Below are 18,793 nucleotides of genomic sequence, written 5' to 3'. Positions count from 1 at the left end.
TATATTCCTGAAGGGGAATATAAGCGGGTGGACGTGTTCGCCGTGCTCGCCGAGCCGGCCCGCCGCCGCATTCTCGACCGGCTGCGCCGGTCGGAGAGCAGCGTCGGGGAGCTCGTGCGGGAGTTGTCGATGGGCCAGCCCGCCGTCTCCAAGCACCTCAAGGTGCTCAGGGAGGCCGGGCTGGTCTCCTCGCGCACGGCCGCGCAGCAGCGCATCTACCGCGTCGAGCCGCGTCCGCTGGCGGCCCTGGACGAATGGCTGGCGCCCTACCGCCGCCTCTGGGACGACCGCCTCGACGCCCTCGAAGCCCACCTCGACCGGCAGGAGTAGGCCATGGAACTCGCAGACGTCACGGCCCACCCGGCAGACGACGGCCGCTGGACCCTCGTCTTCACCCGCGACCTCCGCCACCCGCCCGAGAAGGTCTGGGCCGCGCTGACCGAACCCGGTCAGCTCAGGGAATGGGCCCCCTTCGAGCCCGACCGCGACCTCGCCACACCCGGCGCCGCCACCCTGGTCATGGACGGCGCCGGCACCGAGGAGACCATCCTCAAGGCCGACCGCCCCCACCTGCTCGAATACACGTGGGGCGGCGACCTCCTGCGCTGGGAGCTGGAGCCGACGGAGTCGGGCACCCGCCTACGCCTCTCCCACACCATGCCCGGCCCGGACTGGGCGGCCCGCAACGCGGCCGGCTGGCACGTCTGCCTCGACACCGCCGACCTCCTCCTCACGGGCACCCCGAAGGGCCGCGTCGTCGGCGACGACGCCCTGGCCCACGGCTGGCAGGACCTCCGCGACGCCTACGAGACCAAGCTGTCCTGACCCGCCGGTCTCGACCAGCCTGTCTGGCCGGCGACCTCGACACCTGCCGGGACCACCGCCGTGGACAGGCGGGGCGTGCTGGTCAGCGCCTCGGCGTGAGCCCGGATGGCCGCGCACAGGCGGTCGGCGGCCTCCAGGAACTCGGTCACAAGGCGCCGCCGATCGCCGCCACCGTGTGGGTCAGCCGCACGCCCGAGCCGTCGCGCCGGCCGATCTCCTCGGGCAGGGGCACCGGCTTGCCGACCGACGAGACGGCCTTCGCGGGGCCGGGACCGGCCCAGGCCAGCAGGAGCACGTCTTCGCCCTTCAGGAAACGCTGGGCGCGGACGCCGCCCGTGGCGCGGCCCTTCGGGGGGAACTCGGCGTAGTCGGAGATCTTGCCGCCGCCGATCTGGGTGCCGGGCAGGGCGGTGGACGAACCGGCGATGGTCACCACGCGGGACTCGCGCGCGGGGTCGATCGCGCCGAACCAGATGACCTTGGCGCCGGGCTCCACCCGGATGCCGGCCATGCCGCCCGCCGGGCGGCCCTGGGGGCGGACGTTGGTCGCGGAGTAGCGCAGCAGCTGGGCGTCGGAGGTGATGAACACCAGGTCGTGGTCTTCGGAGGTCAGCTCGACCGCGCCCACGACCGTGTCGCCGTCGCGCAGGGTGATGATCTCGAACTCGTCGCGGTTGGCCGGGTAGTCGGGGACCACCCGCTTCACGACGCCCTGTTCGGTGCCCAGGGCCAGGCCGGGGCCGTCGGGGTCGAGGGAGCCGATGCCCACCACGGTCTCGTCGGCGGCCAGGGAGACGTATTCGGCCACCGGGTGGCCGCCCGCCAGCGACGGCGGGTTGGCCGAGGCCGGGAGGGTCGGGAGGTCGACCACGCTGACCCGGATCATGCGGCCGAGCGAGGTCACCACCCCGACCTCGCCCCGGACGGTCGAGCGCACGGCCGACACGAGCACGTCGTGGACGGTGCGCTCACCCGTGGCGGGCAGCGGCGAGGCGTCGGCCGTGCGGGCCAGCAGACCCGTGGAGGAGAGCAGGACCAGGCACGGGTCGTCGGCGACCTCCAGGGGCACCGGCGCGAGCGCGGCCACCCCGCCCTCCAGCAGGAGCGTGCGCCGGGGGGTGCCGTAGGTCTTGGCGACCTGGGCGAGCTCGTCGGAGACGACCTTCCGGAGCTTCAGATCGGAGGAGAGGATCTCGGTGAGCTCGGCGATCTCGCGGGTCAGCGTCGCCTTCTCCTTGTCGAGCTCCAGGTTGTCGTAGCGGGTCAGGCGGCGCAGTGGGGTGTCGAGGATGTAGTTGGCCTGGATCTCGCTGAGCGAGAAGCGCTCCATCAGGCCGCCGCGGGCCGCCGCCGAGTCGTCGGAGGTGCGGATGACCTGGATGACCTCGTCGATGTTCAGCAGGGCGACGATCAGGCCCTCGACCAGGTGGAGGCGCTCCTCGCGCTTGCGCCTGCGGTGGAGGGAGCGGCGGCGGACGACGTCGAGGCGGTGCTCGACGTACACGGAGAGGAGTTCGCGCAGCCCCAGGGTGCGCGGCTGGCCGTCGACGAGGGCCACGTTGTTGATGCCGAAGGTCTCCTCCATCGGCGTCAGCCGGTAGAGCTCCTCGAGCACCGCCTCGGGGTTGAAGCCGTTCTTGATCTCGATGACCAGCTGGAGGCCCTTGTGCCGGTCGGTGAGGTCTTTGAGGTCGGCGATGCCGGTCAGCTTCTTGGCCGTCACCAGTTCCTTGATCTTGGTGACGACACGCTCGGGGCCCACGTTGTAGGGGAGCGCGGTGACGACCAGGCCCTTGCGGCGCGGGGTGACGTTCTCGATCGTCGCGGTGGCCCGCATCTTGAAGGTGCCGCGGCCGGTCCGGTAGGCGTCGTGGATGCCCGACAGGCCGTTGATGTAGCCGCCCGTGGGCAGGTCGGGGCCCGGGATGAAGTTCATCAGGTCGTCGAGCGTCGCGTCGGGGTGCTTGAGCAGGTGCCGCGCGGCCGCCACGACCTCGACGAGGTTGTGGGGGGCCATGTTGGTCGCCATGCCGACCGCGATGCCCGTCGAGCCGTTGACCAGCAGGTTGGGGAACGCCGAGCCCAGGACCGAGGGCTCGGTCTCCTGGCCGTCGTAGTTGGGCTTGAAGTCGACCGTGTCCTCGTCGATCGACTGCACCATCAGCATCGCCGCGTCGGACAGGCGGGCCTCGGTGTAGCGCATGGCGGCCGGCAGGTCGTCGGGTGAGCCGAAGTTGCCGTGGCCGTCGACCAGGGGCAGCCGCATCGAGAACGGCTGGGCCTGGCGGACCAGCGCGTCGTAGATCGCGCCGTCGCCGTGGGGGTGGAGCTTGCCCATGACCTCGCCGACGACGCGGGACGACTTCACGTGGCCCCGGTCGGGGCGCAGCCCCATCTCGTTCATCGAGTAGAGGATGCGGCGCTGCACGGGCTTGAGCCCGTCGCGGGCGTCGGGGAGCGCACGCTGGTAGATGACGCTGTAGGCGTATTCCAGGAAGCTGGTGCGCATCTCCGCGGACACGTCGATGTCGACGATCCGCTCCTCGAAGTCCTCGTCGGGCGGGGGGCTGGTGGTTCGTCGGGCCATGTCGAACATTTTGCCGGTCCCCACCGACGCCCGCGACTCAGACCTTCGAGACTTCCGTCTTGTACAGGCGGAATCCCCTGGCCTCGTAGTTTCCCCGGGCCGCCGGGGAGTCGAGGGAACAGGTGTGCACCCAGACCCGCTCGGAGGCGAGCTGCCAGGCCCTTGCGACACCGGTGTGCAGGAGGTGCCCGCCGATGCCCCGGCCGATGGCGAAGGGGAGAAGCCCGAAATAGGCGACCTCCACCGAGGAGCCCTGCGGCTCCAGGGCGATGTACCCCGCGGGCGTCCCGCGCAGATAGGCCACCCAGGTCTCCACGCCCAGGTCGAGCCAGGTGAGCCACTGGTCGTCGGTCCAGTCGCGGCGGTCGGTCCACTGCCAGCCGCCGCCCACGGCGGAATAGAGGAAGCGGTGGAAATCGGCTGAGGGGATCTCGGCCCGGACGACGTCGACGTGGTCGCGCGGAGGCCGGGCGGGGCGCAGATCGGAGGGGTCGGTCTGTTCGAGGTACCAGGTGGTGACGTCCACATGGGGAATTTACTGGTACTAAGGACACCGTGAGCGAAGAGGAGATGCTGCGCGAGGAGGCCGAGGAGCGCCTCCGGGCCCTCGCGGGCGACCACGCGACCCTGCGCGACGACCAGTGGACCGCCATCAAGTCGCTGGTCCTCGACCGCCGGCGCACGCTGGTGGTGCAGCGCACCGGCTGGGGCAAGTCGGCGGTCTACTTCATCGCCACCGCGCTGCTGCGCGAGCTCGGCGAGGGGCCGACGGTGATCGTCTCGCCGCTGCTGGCGCTGATGCGCAACCAGATCGCCGCCGCCGAGCGGGCCGGGATCCACGCCGTCAGCGTGAACTCGGTCAACCCGGGTGAGTGGGAGAAGATCTACGGCCAGGTCGCCGAAGGGCTCGTCGACGTGCTGCTGGTCAGCCCCGAGCGGCTCAACAACCCCGAGTTCCGCGACCAGGTGCTGCCCGAGCTGGCCGAGTCGGCCGGGCTCGTGGTGGTCGACGAGGCCCACTGCATCTCCGACTGGGGCCACGACTTCCGGCCCGACTACCGCAGACTGCGCACCCTCCTGGAGGAGCTGCCGCCCGGCGTGCCGGTGCTGGCGACGACCGCGACCGCCAACGCGCGGGTGACCCGCGACGTCGCCGAGCAGCTCGGCGACGCGCTCGTGCTCCGGGGGCCGCTCGAACGCGACAGCCTGCGCCTGTCCGTCGTCACCCCCGGCGGGCCCGAGAAGCGGCTGGCCTGGCTGGCCACCGCGCTCAAGGAGCTGCCGGGCTCGGGGATCATCTACACGCTGACCGTCGCCGCCGCCTCCGAGATCGCCGCCTACCTGCGCGAACAGGGGTTCCCGGTGGCGGCCTACTCGGGGCAGACCGAGCCGTCGGAGCGGCTCGCCGCCGAAGACGACCTGCTGGCCAACCGGGTCAAGGCGCTCGTGGCCACCTCGGCGCTCGGGATGGGGTTCGACAAGCCCGACCTCGGGTTCGTCGTCCACGTCGGGGCGCCGCCGTCGCCGGTCGCCTACTACCAGCAGGTCGGCCGCGCCGGGCGCGGGGTGGCGCGGGCCGAGGTCATCCTGCTGCCCGGCACCGAAGACCGCGACATCTGGGCCTATTTCGGCTCGCTGGCGTTCCCGCCGGAGCACCAGGTCAGGGCCGCGCTGGCCGCGCTCGGCGACCAGACCCTCTCGACGGCCGCGCTGGAGAGCCGGGTCGACCTCAGCCGCACCCGGCTGGAGATGATGCTCAAGGTGCTCGACGTCGACGGCGCGGTCCGCCGGGTCAAGGGCGGGTGGGAGGCCACCGGCGAAGAGTGGGCCTACGACGCCGACCGCTACAAGCGGGTCGCCGCCGAGCGCACCGCCGAGCAGGAGGCCATGCTCGCCTACCTCACCACCGACGGCTGCCGCGAGATGTTCCTGCGCCGCCACCTCGACGACGACACCGCCACCCCCTGCGGCCGCTGCGACAACTGCACCGGCGCCTGGTGGGACGCCGGCGTCGCCGAGACCGCCGTGAAGAGCGCCCACGACCGGCTGGTCCGGCCCGGCGTCGACCTCGAACCCCGGCGCCAGTGGCCGACCGGCCTCGACGACCTCAAGGGCCGCATCAAGCCGGAACTGTCGGCCGGCACCGGCCGCGCGCTCGGCCGGCTGACCGACATCGGCTGGGGCACCCGGCTCAGGGAACTGCTCGCCGGGCCCGACCAGGACGTGCCCGACGACGTCTTCGCCGCTGTCGTCGAGGTGCTGAAGGGCTGGAGCTGGGAGCAGCGGCCGGTCGCCGTCGTCAGTGTGCCCTCGGTCTCCAAACCCCGGTTGGTACGCAGCCTCGCCGAGCGCCTCGCGCAGGTGGGCCGCCTGTCCTACCTGGGAGAACTGGGCTACCGCGACGGCGCTCCGGGCCGGCAGTTCAACAGCAACCAGCGGGTCCAGGCGATCAGGGGAACCCTGGCCATGCCGCGCGACCTCGCCGTGAAGATCGCCGAGGCCCAGGGGCCGGTCCTGCTGGTCGACGACCGGTCCGACACCGGCTGGACGCTGACGCTGGCCGCCGCACAGATCCGCCACGCGGGCGCACCGGTCGTGCTCCCCCTGGTGTTGGCGGCCGCCACGTAGGTATAGGGGAGGGGTGCTTCCCTCCCACCGCGTCGCGGACGCCCTCGTCACCGTCACCGCCGACCAGACCCCCGTCGCCGGGCAGGACGTTCTCGTCAGGCAGACCGATCACGAGTTCCTGTTCGGCTGCACCGGATTCGAACGCGACATCCCCTTGGCCGACCACTGGTTCGGGTTGTTCAACTTCGCCACGCTGCCCTTCTACTGGGCCCAGTTCGAGGGCGACATGGGCAACCCGCAGACCGAGAAGCTGATGGGGATGGCCTCGTTCTTCAAGGACCGCGGGGTGCCCGTGAAAGGCCACCCGCTGGCCTGGCACACCCTCGCCCCCGACTGGCTGCTCGGCCTCAACAACGGCGAGATCGCCGCCGCCCAGGTCGCCCGCATCACCCGCGAGGTCACCGACTTCGCCGGCGTGATCGACATGTGGGACGTGATCAACGAGGTCGTCATCATGCCGATCTTCGACAGGTACGACAACGGCATCACCCGCCTGTGCCGCGACATCGGCCGCATCCCCATGATCCGGATGGTGTTCGACGCCGCCCGCCACGCCAACCCCGGCGCGACCCTGCTGCTCAACGACTTCGACATGTCGGCCGCCTACGAGTGCCTCATCGAGGGCGTGCTCGAGGCGGGCGTCCGCATCGACGCGCTCGGCCTCCAGAGCCACATGCACCAGGGCTACTGGGGCGAGGAGCGCACCCTGGAGACCCTCGACCGCTTCTCCCGGTACGGCCTGCCGATCCACTTCACCGAGACGACCATCGTGTCCGGGCACCTGATGCCCCCCGAGATCGTCGACCTGAACGACTACCAGATCGACGACTGGCCCTCCACGCCCGAGGGCGAGGAGCGGCAGGCCGACGAGATCGTGCGCCACTACCGCACGCTGGTCGGCCACCCGGCCGTCCGGGCGATCACCTACTGGGGCATCCAGGACGGCGAGTGGCTGGGCGCGCCCGGCGGCTTCGTCCGGGCCGACGGCAGCCCCAAGCCCTCCTATCACGCCCTCCACAACCTGGTCAGGGGCGAGTGGTGGCTGCCCGAGACGACCATGCGGACCGACGAGGAGGGCCGGATCCCGCTGACGGGCTTCCGGGGGACGTACACGATCGAACACCAGGGCCGGACGGGCACGGTGACCCTCGGAAACGGTAGTACTTCGGGCCGATCCGCGATCGAGTGCGAACTCGTACCATGACGGCGTGTGGAACGAGCCGCGTCCTGTTCCGCCTCCCCCCAAGCGGGTCTGGCGTGACCACGCGCTGATCGCCCTGCTGGTGCCGGCCGTGGTGCTCGAAGGGGTGCTGCGGCCGGAGCTGCCCCGGCCGGTGGTCGCGCTGACGCTCGTGCTGGTGGCGACGTTGTGGTGGCGGCGGGCCCGTCCGCTGCTCATGGTGGTGCTCGCCTTCGGCGGCACCCTCGTGGCCGACGTGCTGATGGGCCGCCCCGACGACACCCACACGGCGGTGTTCCTGCTGATCCTGCCCTACACGCTGGGCCGGTGGGGGTCGGGGCGCGAGGTCCTGGCGGGCGCGGCCGTCATGCTCGGCAACGTCGCCCTGTCGGTCCCGGGGCCCGCCGACCTGGTGGGCGCCGCCGCCGTCGTCTCGATCGCGCTGCTCGCCGGGATCGCCGTCCGGTTCCGGGTGCGGGTCCAGCAGCGCGACCGCGAGCAGGTGAAGCTGCTCGAACGCGAACGGCTGGCCCGCGACCTGCACGACACCGTCGCCCACCACGTGTCGGCGATGGCGATCCGGGCCCAGGCCGGGCTCGCCCGCGCCCACAAGGACCCGGACGCGGCCGTGGAGGCGCTGAAGGTCATCGAGGCCGAGGCGTCGCGGGCGCTGGCCGAGATGCGGACCATGGTCCGGGTGCTGCGCCACCCCGCCGACCTCGACCCGGCCCGGGGCGTCGCCGATCTGGCGGAGCTCCAGAAGGGCTCCGGCGTCCCCGTCGACGTCGAGGTGCGCGGCGACCTCGGCGCCCTCCCGCCCCCGACCGACGCCGCGATCTTCCGGCTGGCCCAGGAGTCGGTCACCAACGCCCGGCGGCACGCCCGCCACGCCACCCGCATCCACGTGCTCGTCGCGGCCGACGGCGACCGGGTCACGCTGCGGGTCACCGACGACGGGGAGGTGCCCGCGCCGGGTGCGAACGGTTATGGTCTCCTCGGCATGGCCGAACGGGCCACCCTCCTCGGCGGCACCTGCGAGGCGGGCCCTGCCCCCGGCCGTGGCTGGACCGTCACCGCCGTGCTCCCGAGGACCGCATGACCATTCGCGTGATCGTGGCCGACGACCAGGAGATCGTCCGGACCGGCCTGGTGATGATCCTGGAGGCCCACGACGACATCGAGGTCGTCGGCCAGGCCGCCGACGGCCGCCGCGCGGTCGAGCTGGCCCGCCGGCTCAGGCCCGACGTGTGCCTGCTCGACATCCGGATGCCCGGCATGAACGGCATCGAGGCCACCCGCGAGCTGTCCCAGGAGGTCGCCGTGGTCGTCATCACCACCTTCGACCTCGACGAGTACGTCTACGCCGCGCTGCGCGCCGGGGCCCGGGGCTTCCTGCTGAAGGACGCCGGGTCGGCGCTGCTCGCGCAGGCCATCAGGGCCGCCGCCGACGGCGACGCCCTGATCGCGCCCAGCGTCACCGCCCGCCTGCTGCGCGCCTTCGCCGGCACGGCCGACCCGGTCCAGCCGTTCGAGCCGCTGACCGACCGGGAGGAGCAGATCATCACGACCGTGGCCCGGGGCCGCACCAACCACGAGATCGCCGACGAACTGCACATCTCGGTCAGCACGGTGAAGACCCACGTCGCCAGCCTCATGGCCAAGCTCGGCGCCCGCAACCGGGTCGAGATCGCGATGTGGGCCTACGAGACCGGCCGGATCAGGAACGCCGGATGACCCACTCGGCGACCGCGACGTTGATCGCCCATCCGGCGGCCATCGCGACGAACCGCCCGGTGTCGCCGGGGGTGATCCCGGCGACGGCGAACGGCACATGGGTGAACGCCTGGGTGCCGGCGCCCATCGCCAGCGCGTAGGCGCGGATCATCCAGGCCCGGTGGGTGGTGAAATCCCGCCGGCGGACCGCCAGGACGGCGTACCCGACGGCGAAGGCCATCACCCCGCCGACGGCCACCCGCATGATCGTCATCGGCAGTCCGTCGTCGGTCTCCGGCAGGTCGTACCAGAGGGCCATCCAGATCCCGCTGAGGGCCACCGTGAGCCCAGCCACCGCCAGCACCCGCCCGGCCCGCCGGTGCCAGGGGCCTCGCCGTAGCGACGGGACGAACTGGAACGCCCCCAGCGGGGCGTAGATCACCGCGCCGACGATGTGGGCCACGACGGGCAGCGGCATGTCGAAGAAGCGGACGTTGTCCGGCGTGACGGGCCCGCCGCCGGACAGTTCGGCCAGGCGGAGCCCACCGGCCAGTGAGGGGACGAGGGCGAGCAGCACGAGCCCGGTGGGCATCATCCACAGACGTCTGACGGTCATGCCGCAGATCATCGCGATCAGGGGCACCCGTTCACATCGCGCCAACGGCTCCGGCCTGATCGTTCCAACGGCCGGCGGTCGGGCGTACTTTCGGCTAGAGGCGGGGGCGGGCGCCCAGGTTGGCCAGGCACTTGGCGGCCAGCGTGTTGCCCGCCGCCAGGGCGTCGGACGGCTGCTTGCCGTCGAGCCAGCTCGGCAGGAACCCGGCGGCGAACGCGTCGCCCGCGCCGGTGCCGTCGACGACCCGCTCGACCTGCTCGGCCGGGACCTTGACGGCCTCGGACCGGTTGTTGCTGTACCAGAGCGCGCCGTCGGCGTTGCACTTGATCACGACCTGAGGGAACCAGGCGGTCAGCACCTTGGCCGCCGCCTCGGGCTCGTCGCGGCCGGTCAGCACCTTGGCCTGGTCGACGTTGGCGAACAGCAGCTTCGCGCCGTGGGTCCACTCAAGGAACGGCTCGGCGCCGGTGCGCTCGACCGGCGCGGAGGAGGCGCAGTCGACCGAGATCGACATGCCCGCCCGGCGGGCCAGGTCGAGGGCGGCCAGACCGGCGTCGCGGGAGCCCTCGCAGATCAGCGTGTAACCCGACATGTGCAGGTGGCTGCCCTGCGTGAACAGGTCGCGGGGCAGGTCTTCGGGCGACAGCGCGGCGTTGGCGCCGGGGTCGGAGAGCATCGTGCGCTCACCCTTGTGGGTGACCAGGACGACGCAGGTGCCGGTGGGGCGCTCGGGATCCATGACGAGCCGGGCGTCGACGCCGTAGCCCATCAGCTCCATGTCGCGGTTTCGGCCGGTGATGTCGGCGCCGCGGCGGCCGATGAAGGCGACCTCGGAACCCTCGACGGCGAGCCACGACGCGATGTTGGCTCCGGAGCCGCCACCGTGCATGGTCACCACGGCCGGAGTGTCGCTTGCCCGGGCGAGCGGATACCTGGCGCGGGCGACCGCGTCGGTCATGAGATCGCCCACCACGACGACCCGCGTCATGATGTCACCACCTTGCTTACTGCAATTCGACGCTGACCCCGGAAACTTAACAGCTTCCGCAAGCTTCGTGGGGGGTGAGGCGGACACTCGTACACAGTCGATGCACATCCGTTGCCCAACCACCGCGTTTGTGCACAGATACCCTCGAAAGGTGGAACTCGCGTATCCGCCGCACTGGGAGGCCGACGTCGTCCTTTCCGACGGCGGCACCGCTCACCTGCGGCCCATCCGCCCCGATGACGCCGAACTGTTGCGTTCCTTCTACTCCCGCCTCTCCGCCCAGTCGATCTACTTCCGTTTCTTCGGCCCCCGTCCGCGCCTCTCGGACCGCGAGGTGACCCGCTTCACGACGGTCGACTACAACGACCGGCTCGCCCTCATCGCCACCATCGGAACGGAGATGGTGGCGGTCGTCCGTTACGACCGGGTCAAGCCCGCCGACCACGCGGAGGTGGCCTTCCTCGTCGAAGACGCCCACCAGGGGCGCGGGCTCGCCGCGGTGCTGCTCGAACACCTGCGCGCCGCCGCCCGCGAGCGCGGCATCCGGACGTTCATCGCCGACGTGCTGCCCGCCAACCACCGGATGACCCAGATGTTCCGGCAGGCCGGATACACCGCGCAGAGCACGTTCGAGGACGGCGTCGTCCGGATGACCCTCGACCTCGCGAGCACCCCCGACTCCGTCGAGGTGGTGACCGGGCGGGAGCACCGGGCCGAGGCGCGGTCGATCGCCCGGCTGCTCAAGCCCGAGTCGGTCGCCGTCATCGGGGCCAGCCGGGAGCCGGGCGGGATCGGGCAGACCGTGCTGCGCAACCTGCTCCGGGCCGAGTTCACCGGGCCGGTCTACCCGGTGCACAGGGAGGTGCGGGCGGTCGCGGGGGTGCGGGCGTACAAGAACATGGCCGCGATCGACGGGGAGGTCGACCTCGCGGTCGTGGCCGTCCCGGCCGAGAGTGTGCTGGACGTGGTCGAGGAGTGCGCCCAGAAAGGGGTGAAGGGCCTGGTCGTGGTCTCCAGCGGCTTCGCCGAGACGGGCGAGGAGGGGCTGGCGCGCGAGCAGGAGCTGGTGCGCATCTCCCGCGCCTACGGCATGCGGGTCGTCGGGCCCAACTGCCTCGGCATCGCCAACACCGACCGGTCGATCAGGCTCAACGCCACCCTGGCCGAACGGCTGCCCGCACGCGGGCGCATCGGCTTCTTCAGCCAGTCGGGCGCCCTCGGCACCGCCCTGCTGCACCGCGTCGACCAGCGCGGCCTCGGCATCTCCATCTTCGTCTCCGCCGGCAACCGGGCCGACGTGTCCGGCAACGACCTGCTCCAGTACTGGGAGGAGGACCCCGCGACCGAGGTCGTCCTCCTCTATCTGGAGTCGATGGGCAACCCGCGCAAGTTCACCCGGCTGGCCCGGCGAATCTCCCGCACCAAGCCGATCGTGGCGGTGAAGTCGCAGGCCGCCGAGTTCGGGCTGCCCGACGGCGCGGTGTCGACGCTGTTCGAGCAGGCCGGGGTGATCCGGGTCGACGACCTCACCCAGCTCTTCGACGTCGCCCAGCTGCTCGCCTGCCAGCCCCTCCCCGAGGGGCCGCGCGTCGGGATCGTCAGCAACTCCGACGCCCTGGCCCGGCTGGCCGCCCACGCCTGCGTCAGCGCGGGCCTGGCCCCCTCGACCGCCGACCTCGGCGCCCGCGCCGGGGCCGCGGAGTTCGGCGCGGCCCTGTCCTCGGTCCTCCCGGACGTCGACGCCGCCGTGGTCGTCTACATGCCGCCCGGCCCCGGCCCCGACGCCGAGGTCGCCGCCGAGCTGGTCCGGGTCGCGGGGGAGGGCGGCAAGCCGGTGCTGGCCACCTTCCGGGGCGAGGCCGGGGTCCCGGCCGCGCTGCGCGCGCCGGGAGAGGGTCCCGCACGGGGTTCGATCCCGTCCTATCCGGCGCCCGAGGAGGCGGTGCGGGCCCTGGCCCTGGCGGTACGCCATGCGCAGTGGCGCCGCGGCGTCGAGGGCGCCGTCCCCGAACTCGGCGGGATCGACGTGGCCGCCGCCCGGGAGATCGTCTGCCGGGCCGCCGAGGAACCGGTCGAGATCGACGCAGCCGATCTCCTGCGGGCCTACGGCGTCGAGGTCTGGCCGTCGGAGACGGTGACCTCGCCCGAGGAGGCCGTCGCGGCGGCCGGGCGGCTCGGCTATCCCGTGGTGGTCAAGTGGGACGGCACCGGCCGCGCCGGGACGGTCCGCCTGGCCCTGCCCGACGGGGGCGCGGTGGCGCGGGCGTACACGGACCTGGAAGAGGTGTTCGGGCCCCGGCTGGCGGTCCAGCGCATGGCGCCGCAACCGGCCGTGCCGACGGTGATCACCTCGGTGCAGGACCGCGACTTCGGGGCCGTCGTGTCGTTCGGGCTGGGCGAGATCGCCGCCCGGCTGCTCGGCGACGACGCCCACCGGCTCGCTCCGCTGACAGCTGAAGACGCCGCCGCGCTGGTCCGGGCGCCCAAGGCCGCCCCGCTGCTGTTCGGCGCGCACGGTTATCCGCCCGTGGCGGTGGCCGATCTGGAGGAGCTGCTGTGCCGGATCGGACGGCTGGCCGACGCGCATCCGCAGGTCGCGGCGCTGCGCCTGGACCCGGTCTTGGTGGGTGAGAACGGTGTCCACGTATTGGGCGCACGGGCGGTGCTGAAGGCCGTCACCGGGCCCCGGCCGGACGTGGGTCCGCGACGATTGCCATCCTGACAGCCCCGGTGAAATCAGGGTGCTTGACAGGGCAGGATGGTCCCATGAGGGATACCCGAGTCTCGGCTGCAGGTCTGCGCGAGGCCATCGACCGAAGTGGCTACTACCCCGACCTGGTCGCCGACGCCGTCGATTCCGCCCTGGGCAAGGAGAGCGTCAGCGCCTACGTCGTCCACCACGAGGCCACGTTCGACCCGGCCATGGAAGTGCGCCGGCATGTCACGGTCCTGGTGCTGTCGCCCACCCGGTTGCTCGTCTGCCACACCGACGAACACCCGCCCGCCGAGGGAAACCCCGCCTCCCACGCGTCGACGACCACCGAGGCGGTCCGGCTGAGCCGGGTCCAGTCCGTCGCGCTCACCCGGCTCGTCCCCGACCCCGCGTCCTACTCGCCCGGCGTCGCCCCCAGCGAGGTCACGCTGACCATCGGCTGGGGCGCCATCTCCCACGTCGACCTCGAACCCGCCACCTGCGGCGACGAGAACTGCGAGGCCGACCACGGCTACACCGGCTCGATCACCGCCGACGACCTCCAGCTCCGCGTCAGCGAGGCCGCCGACGGTCCCGAGGCCGTGCGCCACGTCCTGGCCTTCGCCCGCGCCCTGTCGGAGGCGACGGCGCGCACGTGATGGCCACCCTCGCCGACATCGCCGGTTCCGTCCACGCCACCTTCGACGGAGCCGGCGGCGGCACTCTGGGGCTCGACCCGGCCGAGAAGGTGTGCCTGCTCATCGTCGACGGCATGGGCGCCGACCTGCTCGCCGCCCACCCGTCCCGGGCGCCGTTCCTGTCTGCGGCGCTCTCCCGGGTGCTCACGGCCGGCCTGCCGTCGTCGACCCCGACCAGCCTGGCGACCATCGGGACCGGCGTCCTGTCGGGCAACCACGGCATGCTCGGCATCACCGTCGCGGTGCCCGGCGAGAACCGGCTGCTCAACTGCCTGCGCTGGAAGACCGACGGCCCGCCCGTCGACCCGCTGACCTGGCAGCCCGTCGACACCGTGTTCCAGCGGCTGGCCCGCCTCGACGTCGCCTCCTCCTACGTCGCCCCGGCCGCCTTCGACGGCGCCGGCCTCACCGAGGCGGTCTACCGGGGCGTTCGCTACGTCCCGGCCGACACCCTCGACGAGCGGGTCGCGGGCGTGCACGCCGCCCTGCGCGCGACCCCCAGGGCCTACGTGACCTGCTATTACGGCGAGCTCGACGCGATGGGCCACATGACCGGCTGGGGCTCGCCCGAATGGCTCGACCAGCTCACGATCGTCGACGGCCTGGCCGAACGCCTGGCCGCGGCGCTGCCGCCCGGCGGGGTCCTCTACGTCACCGCCGACCACGGCATGATCAACGCCACCGACAAGGTCGACCTCGACCACCACCCCGAGCTCACCGAGGGCGTCGCCCTGGTCGGCGGCGAGGCCCGGCTGCGCCACCTCTACACGGTCCCCGGCGCCGCCGGCGCGGTCCTCCAGACGTGGCGTTCGGTGCTCGGCGACCGCGCCAGGGTCGCCACCCGCGAAGAGGCGGTCGACGCCGGCTGGTTCGGCCCGGTCGACCCCGCCCTGCTCGGCCGGGTCGGCGACGTCGTCGCCGTGGCCGACGGGGAGTGTGTGATCGCGTCGTCCGGAAAAGAACCGCTGGAGTGGTCGATGACCGGTTATCACGGGTCGCTCACTCCCGCCGAACAGAACGTGCCCTTCCTGGAGATCCGCCGATGAGCCCACTGATCACCGCCGCCGACCTCGCCGACGCGCTGGGCGGGGTCACCGTCCTCGACGTGCGCTGGCGCCTCGGCGGCCCGCCCGGCCCGGCCGATTACGCCCTCGGCCACATCCCCGGCGCGGTCTACTGCGACCTCGACACCGTCCTGGCCGCCCCCGCCGGCAAGGGCGGGCGTCACCCGCTGCCCTCCGCCGCCGCGTTCGAGGCGTCCATGCGGTCGCTCGGCGTCTCCGACGGCCGCCCGGTCGTCGTGTACGACGACTGGAACGCCCTGGCCGCCGCCCGCGCGTGGTGGTGCCTGCGCTACTTCGGGCACCGCGACGTCCGGGTGCTCGACGGCGGCCTGAAGGCGTGGACCGGAGAGTTGTCCAAGGACGCCCCCGACGTGGTCCCCGGCGACTTCACCGCCCGCCCCGGCGGCATGCCCCTGATCACCGCCGACCAGGCCGCGATCCTCGCCGACGACGGCGTCCTCCTCGACGCCCGCGCGCCCGAGCGCTACCGGGGCGAGGTCGAGCCCGTCGACCCCGTGGCCGGGCACATCCCCGGCGCGGTGAACGCCCCCACGACCGAGAACCTGGAACCCGGTGGCCGCTTCCACCGTCCCGAGTTCCTGCGCGAGCGCTTCAACACCCTCGGCGTCGTCGAGGGCGTGCCGGTGGGCGCCTACTGCGGGAGCGGCGTGACGGCCGCTCACGAGGTGCTGGCCCTGGAGTCGGCCGGCATCACGGCCTCCCTGTACGCCGGATCGTGGTCCGAGTGGATCACCGACCCGGGCCGTCCGGTGGAAAGGCCCTGAGCGGCGTCCCCGACCCTGCTCGACGGCGCGGCTGGCTGACGGCGGCGATCTGGCTGATCGTCGCCGTGTTCGCCGTCTGGGCGGGGTTATGGCTATTTCCCGGTGACGTGGCGTTCGGGTGGGTGCAACTGGTGGCGTTCACGCCTTACGTGGCGTTGTCGTCGCCGGTGGCGCTCGTGCTGGCGTTGCTGGCCCGCCGGTGGGTGGCGGGCGGGGCGGCGCTGGTCGTGTGCCTGGTCTTCGCGGTGATCGTGGTGCCGCGGATGGTGGGGGAGAGCCCTTCCGGTGGGGGAGGGCCGCGCCTGCGGGTGCTGGCGGTGAACCTGCTGGCGGGCGGGGCGCCCGCCGAGGAGGTCGGGCGGCTGGTGCGGGAGCTCCGGGTCGACGTGGTGGCCTTCCAGGAACTCACGCCTTCGGCCGTGGAGGAGATGAGGCGCGCGGGCATCGACACCCTGCTGCCGCACCGGGTGACGGAGGCCCGGCCGGGGACACGCGGGTCGGGGATCTACTCCCGCTTTCCCGCTACGCGGGTGGGGCTGCTCGACTTCGGCGGATTCGGGCAGCTCATGGGGCTTCTTGACGTCGACGGCGTGAAGGTCGAGCTGGTGTCGGTGCATCCGTGCGCGCCCTACACGGGACGGCTGCACCGGTGCTGGGGCGAAGGCCTCGACGCGCTTCCACGGCCCGGCGGGGCGGCCAAGATCCTGATCGGCGATTTCAACGCGACGGTCGACCATGCCAGAGTTCGCGACCTGCTCGACTCGGGCTACCGTGACGCGGCCGAAGCGACCGGCGAGGGCCTTCTCACGACGTGGCCGGTGCTGCCTCGTGACTTCCACGGGCTGCCCATCCCGCCGGTGACCATCGACCACGTCATAGCCGATGACCGGACGGCTTTCCACGCCTTCTCGGTCCACCTTCTCTCCGACACCGACCACAAGGCCGTCTTCGCAGACCTGGAGCTTCCCGGCCCGCAGTAGGGGGCGATTCCCCTTGATTCGTGGGGCGGTTCGTCGCCTTGGTGATCAACCGGTGCCGAAGCAGGCGAATCCCGGCACGTCGGTGGTCGTGGCCGCCGCCGCGAGGGCCTGAGCCGGGGGCTCTCCTTGGGCGAGCAGCCGGTGGAACTCCACCATCAGGCGGGCCGCCTCGTCGTCACGGACCGGGACGATGCCCGCGATCACCGTGCTCGCCCCTCGGTCGAGGAAGGCTCCCGCCAGCCCGAACGCCGCTCCGTCGGCGGGGGCCGAGGCCATGCCGGCGTCACACGAGGACAGCACCACGAGGGGCGGCACCCGCGTCAGGCGGAAGAACTCGTGCACCAGCAGCGGGCCGTCGTCCAGGAGGATGCTCGACATCATCGGCCGCCGCCCGGAGAAGATGCCGTGGGCGGCGATGTGCACGATGCCCGCCCGCCCGAGAGCCTCCAGCAGCGCGCCCCGCGTGGCGGGCACCCGCTCGCCTTTCTCGTGTACGCCCACCACCGCCGTCACCTCCTCTTCTGCATGGGCCAGATCGGGCCCCGCGAGCGCAACCACCGGGCCGCCGGCCTCTTGGCGCGCGACGGCCAGCGCGGCCGACGGCGCGACCGACACGGCCCGGCCGCGCAACGAGGGCAGCAGTGACCAGGGCAGGGAGTGCAACGCGACGGTGGGGACCACGCTGACCGCTCCCGGCGGCAGCCCGAGCGGCCGGATCAGGGCTTCGTCGAGGGCGGACAGCTCCCGCAGGAGCCCGGATGACAGCCCTTCCTCGCCTTCCGGACGGGTGTCGCGGAGGTTCCTCCTGCGCAGGTTGTAGCGGATCCGCACCATCGCCTCGGTGACCGCCGACAACGACCCCAGGCCATGCAACGAGATCCGGTCGTGGTGGGCGACGACGGCGTGGAGGGCGTCCTGGTCGCGTACCAGCTCGACCAGGACCTCTGGTCGCTCGGCCACCGGCTCGGCGCCGCTGACGAGAGCCCGCCACCGCTCCGACCAGAGCAGCACCTTGTCGGCGCTCTGCTGCCTGATGGCCAGCTCCAGCCCGAGCGTCGCGATGTCCTCGGCCACCCGGGAGGCGCGCCAGCGTTCATCGGCGAGCCGTTTCACGTGAGGGACGGCACCGAGCGTCGATGTCCCGAAATTTCGGGACATGCGGATGGCTTGGCCCGGCTCCGGGATCGGTGGCGGCGTCGTGCGGCGGAACCCCGCAGGATCCGTCCCCGTGCCATATCGCTTGGAAATCTCGTCTGATGTCCGGATGAAGTCGCCGCAAGCGGGAGTGGCTTCTCCATCGGGATCTCCAGCCCTCGGGTCACGATGCCGGCTCATCGGCAGAGGCGTCGAACCCGGCGTCTCAGTGACATTTTCGGCAGCCGTGTCCGAAGCCAGCCGTGCCATCTCCCGGAGCGATTCGGTGAACCCTCGTTGGGCCAGTTCGAGCGCCTCGCCGAGAGCGCCGCCTGCCCATCGCCGCAACGCTTCGGCGTGGAACCGCATGGCCGCACAACCCGACCCGTCCCAAACCTGGTCCAGCATCCGCTGCGCCACCACCAGCCCGCCGAGCCCACGACCGCATCGGCGCACGAACGCCGACACCGCGAACAGCCGCAGCTCGTCGGCCTCCGACCGCCATCCCGCAGCCTCCAACTCGTCGGCCCCGGCCGCGCACTCGCCGAGGAGCCCGTCATCGGGCCCGGTTTCGCCCGCCCGAGCACCCAACCCGGGCGACAGCCCGTCGTGGAACCCTGCCGCGGCCTGTCGCAACACGTCATCGAGCCTGGTCCCGTCCTCCTGGGCTGGTCGCTCCGGCGGCCGTCCATCGTGGAGCGGCGTGTCGGGTGGCAGCTCCCATCCAGGTACGTCACTGAATCCGGTCTCGCCCGTCTGTGCTTGCCAACCCGACGGCCGCCCATGGTGAAGCCCTGTCTCGGCTGACTGATCCAGCCTCAACACGTCTTCGGGCCTGGTCCCGTGAGTCGGCAGCCCAGCCGACACCGCTCCTCCGAGCCCGCTCCCGCCCGCCTGAGCCGG

The 18,793-nt window shown here is 72.3% G+C and carries 17 protein-coding genes; 11 read left to right on the top strand and 6 right to left on the bottom strand.

Features of this window, described 5'->3' with window-relative positions; translation table 11 throughout:
- The first annotated feature begins 27 nt into the window (after positions 1-27).
- Both QSK34_RS12660 and QSK34_RS12655 read left to right on the top strand, forming a co-directional pair.
- Entirely contained in the window at positions 28-330 is a 303-nt protein-coding gene (locus tag QSK34_RS12660; protein WP_030454606.1) for an ArsR/SmtB family transcription factor, read from the top strand.
- Between the two features lie 3 nt (positions 331-333).
- Positions 334-825 (top strand): SRPBCC family protein, encoded by a 492-nt coding sequence (locus QSK34_RS12655; protein WP_285583463.1) that lies wholly within the window; start codon positions 334-336, stop codon positions 823-825.
- On the opposite strand, the gene QSK34_RS12650 is transcribed toward QSK34_RS12655, so the two are convergent.
- The 3 genes from QSK34_RS12650 to QSK34_RS12640 are packed head-to-tail and all read right to left on the bottom strand — an operon-like array spanning position 804 to position 3,938.
- Positions 804-974, bottom strand: a complete 171-nt coding sequence (locus QSK34_RS12650) for a hypothetical protein (protein WP_285583461.1) — start codon at positions 972-974, stop codon at positions 804-806. The two genes, QSK34_RS12655 and QSK34_RS12650, sit on opposite strands and share 22 nt — an antisense overlap.
- A complete protein-coding gene (locus tag QSK34_RS12645) occupies positions 971-3,412 on the bottom strand; it encodes a DNA gyrase/topoisomerase IV subunit A (protein WP_285583459.1) in 2,442 nt (813 codons plus the stop codon). Before QSK34_RS12645 ends, QSK34_RS12650 begins: the two co-directional genes overlap by 4 nt.
- Positions 3,413-3,449: 37 nt before the next feature.
- On the bottom strand, positions 3,450-3,938 hold the full coding sequence (locus tag QSK34_RS12640) for a GNAT family N-acetyltransferase (RefSeq protein ID WP_285583457.1): 489 nt from the start codon (positions 3,936-3,938) through the stop codon (positions 3,450-3,452).
- 44 nt (positions 3,939-3,982) lie between these two features.
- Between QSK34_RS12640 and QSK34_RS12635 the strand changes: the two genes are divergently transcribed.
- Genes QSK34_RS12635 through QSK34_RS12620 form a run of 4 tightly spaced genes read left to right on the top strand, consistent with a single transcriptional unit; the run spans position 3,983 to position 8,954 of the window.
- A complete protein-coding gene (locus QSK34_RS12635; protein ID WP_285583999.1) occupies positions 3,983-6,040 on the top strand; it encodes a RecQ family ATP-dependent DNA helicase in 2,058 nt (685 codons plus the stop codon).
- A 13-nt stretch (positions 6,041-6,053) separates the two neighbouring features.
- Positions 6,054-7,244, top strand: a complete 1,191-nt coding sequence (locus QSK34_RS12630; RefSeq protein WP_285583455.1) for an endo-1,4-beta-xylanase — start codon at positions 6,054-6,056, stop codon at positions 7,242-7,244.
- Positions 7,245-7,248: 4 nt separating this feature from the next.
- On the top strand, positions 7,249-8,319 hold the full coding sequence (locus tag QSK34_RS12625; RefSeq protein ID WP_285583454.1) for a sensor histidine kinase: 1,071 nt from the start codon (positions 7,249-7,251) through the stop codon (positions 8,317-8,319).
- Positions 8,316-8,954 (top strand): response regulator, encoded by a 639-nt coding sequence (locus QSK34_RS12620; protein WP_285583452.1) that lies wholly within the window; start codon positions 8,316-8,318, stop codon positions 8,952-8,954. Before QSK34_RS12625 ends, QSK34_RS12620 begins: the two co-directional genes overlap by 4 nt.
- On the opposite strand, the gene QSK34_RS12615 is transcribed toward QSK34_RS12620, so the two are convergent.
- Both QSK34_RS12615 and QSK34_RS12610 read right to left on the bottom strand, forming a co-directional pair.
- Positions 8,938-9,549, bottom strand: a complete 612-nt coding sequence (locus QSK34_RS12615; RefSeq protein ID WP_285583450.1) for a DUF2306 domain-containing protein — start codon at positions 9,547-9,549, stop codon at positions 8,938-8,940. The genes QSK34_RS12620 and QSK34_RS12615 overlap by 17 nt on opposite strands.
- A 94-nt stretch (positions 9,550-9,643) precedes the next feature.
- Entirely contained in the window at positions 9,644-10,537 is an 894-nt protein-coding gene (locus tag QSK34_RS12610; protein WP_285583447.1) for a carbohydrate kinase family protein, read from the bottom strand.
- Between the two features lie 151 nt (positions 10,538-10,688).
- Here QSK34_RS12610 and QSK34_RS12605 point away from each other — a divergent pair, with 151 nt between their 5' ends.
- Genes QSK34_RS12605 through QSK34_RS12585 form a run of 5 tightly spaced genes read left to right on the top strand, consistent with a single transcriptional unit; the run spans position 10,689 to position 16,756 of the window.
- Positions 10,689-13,259 carry a bifunctional acetate--CoA ligase family protein/GNAT family N-acetyltransferase gene (locus QSK34_RS12605; protein ID WP_285583446.1) on the top strand — a complete coding sequence of 857 codons (2,571 nt, stop codon included), beginning with the start codon at positions 10,689-10,691 and terminating at the stop codon, positions 13,257-13,259.
- A 44-nt stretch (positions 13,260-13,303) separates the two neighbouring features.
- On the top strand, positions 13,304-13,888 hold the full coding sequence (locus tag QSK34_RS12600) for a DUF5998 family protein (protein ID WP_030454595.1): 585 nt from the start codon (positions 13,304-13,306) through the stop codon (positions 13,886-13,888).
- The gene (locus QSK34_RS12595; RefSeq protein WP_285583997.1) at positions 13,888-14,973 is read left to right on the top strand and encodes an alkaline phosphatase family protein; all 1,086 of its coding nucleotides are present in this window, start codon (positions 13,888-13,890) and stop codon (positions 14,971-14,973) included. Before QSK34_RS12600 ends, QSK34_RS12595 begins: the two co-directional genes overlap by 1 nt.
- Positions 14,970-15,776: a sulfurtransferase gene (locus QSK34_RS12590; protein ID WP_285583444.1), complete on the top strand. Its 807-nt coding sequence runs from the start codon at positions 14,970-14,972 to the stop codon at positions 15,774-15,776. Before QSK34_RS12595 ends, QSK34_RS12590 begins: the two co-directional genes overlap by 4 nt.
- The gene (locus QSK34_RS12585) at positions 15,737-16,756 is read left to right on the top strand and encodes an endonuclease/exonuclease/phosphatase family protein (RefSeq protein WP_285583442.1); all 1,020 of its coding nucleotides are present in this window, start codon (positions 15,737-15,739) and stop codon (positions 16,754-16,756) included. Before QSK34_RS12590 ends, QSK34_RS12585 begins: the two co-directional genes overlap by 40 nt.
- Positions 16,757-16,801: 45 nt before the next feature.
- Here the strand turns inward: QSK34_RS12585 and QSK34_RS12580 are convergent, their stop codons facing one another.
- Positions 16,802-17,869 carry a CHAT domain-containing protein gene (locus QSK34_RS12580; protein ID WP_285583440.1) on the bottom strand — a complete coding sequence of 356 codons (1,068 nt, stop codon included), beginning with the start codon at positions 17,867-17,869 and terminating at the stop codon, positions 16,802-16,804.
- Positions 17,870-18,793: the final 924 nt, after the last annotated feature.

The organism is Herbidospora sp. NBRC 101105, from assembly GCF_030269205.1.
GTDB lineage: Bacteria > Actinomycetota > Actinomycetes > Streptosporangiales > Streptosporangiaceae > Herbidospora > Herbidospora solisilvae.
Note: the sequence above shows the minus strand (reverse complement) of the source record. Positions and strands in the feature narration are given on the sequence as shown.

What these genes read in the sequence shown, in the direction of transcription:
- QSK34_RS12655 (WP_285583463.1), top strand. Translation starts at nt 334, where the DNA reads ATGGAACTCGCAGACGTCACGGCCCACCCGGCAGACGACGGCCGCTGG.
- QSK34_RS12615 (WP_285583450.1), bottom strand. Translation starts at nt 9,549, where the DNA reads ATGACCGTCAGACGTCTGTGGATGATGCCCACCGGGCTCGTGCTGCTC.
- QSK34_RS12610 (WP_285583447.1), bottom strand. Translation starts at nt 10,537, where the DNA reads ATGACGCGGGTCGTCGTGGTGGGCGATCTCATGACCGACGCGGTCGCC.
- QSK34_RS12590 (WP_285583444.1), top strand. Translation starts at nt 14,970, where the DNA reads ATGAGCCCACTGATCACCGCCGCCGACCTCGCCGACGCGCTGGGCGGG.
- QSK34_RS12645 (WP_285583459.1), bottom strand. Translation starts at nt 3,412, where the DNA reads ATGGCCCGACGAACCACCAGCCCCCCGCCCGACGAGGACTTCGAGGAG.
- QSK34_RS12620 (WP_285583452.1), top strand. Translation starts at nt 8,316, where the DNA reads ATGACCATTCGCGTGATCGTGGCCGACGACCAGGAGATCGTCCGGACC.
- QSK34_RS12635 (WP_285583999.1), top strand. Translation starts at nt 3,983, where the DNA reads ATGCTGCGCGAGGAGGCCGAGGAGCGCCTCCGGGCCCTCGCGGGCGAC.
- QSK34_RS12600 (WP_030454595.1), top strand. Translation starts at nt 13,304, where the DNA reads ATGAGGGATACCCGAGTCTCGGCTGCAGGTCTGCGCGAGGCCATCGAC.
- QSK34_RS12595 (WP_285583997.1), top strand. Translation starts at nt 13,888, where the DNA reads ATGGCCACCCTCGCCGACATCGCCGGTTCCGTCCACGCCACCTTCGAC.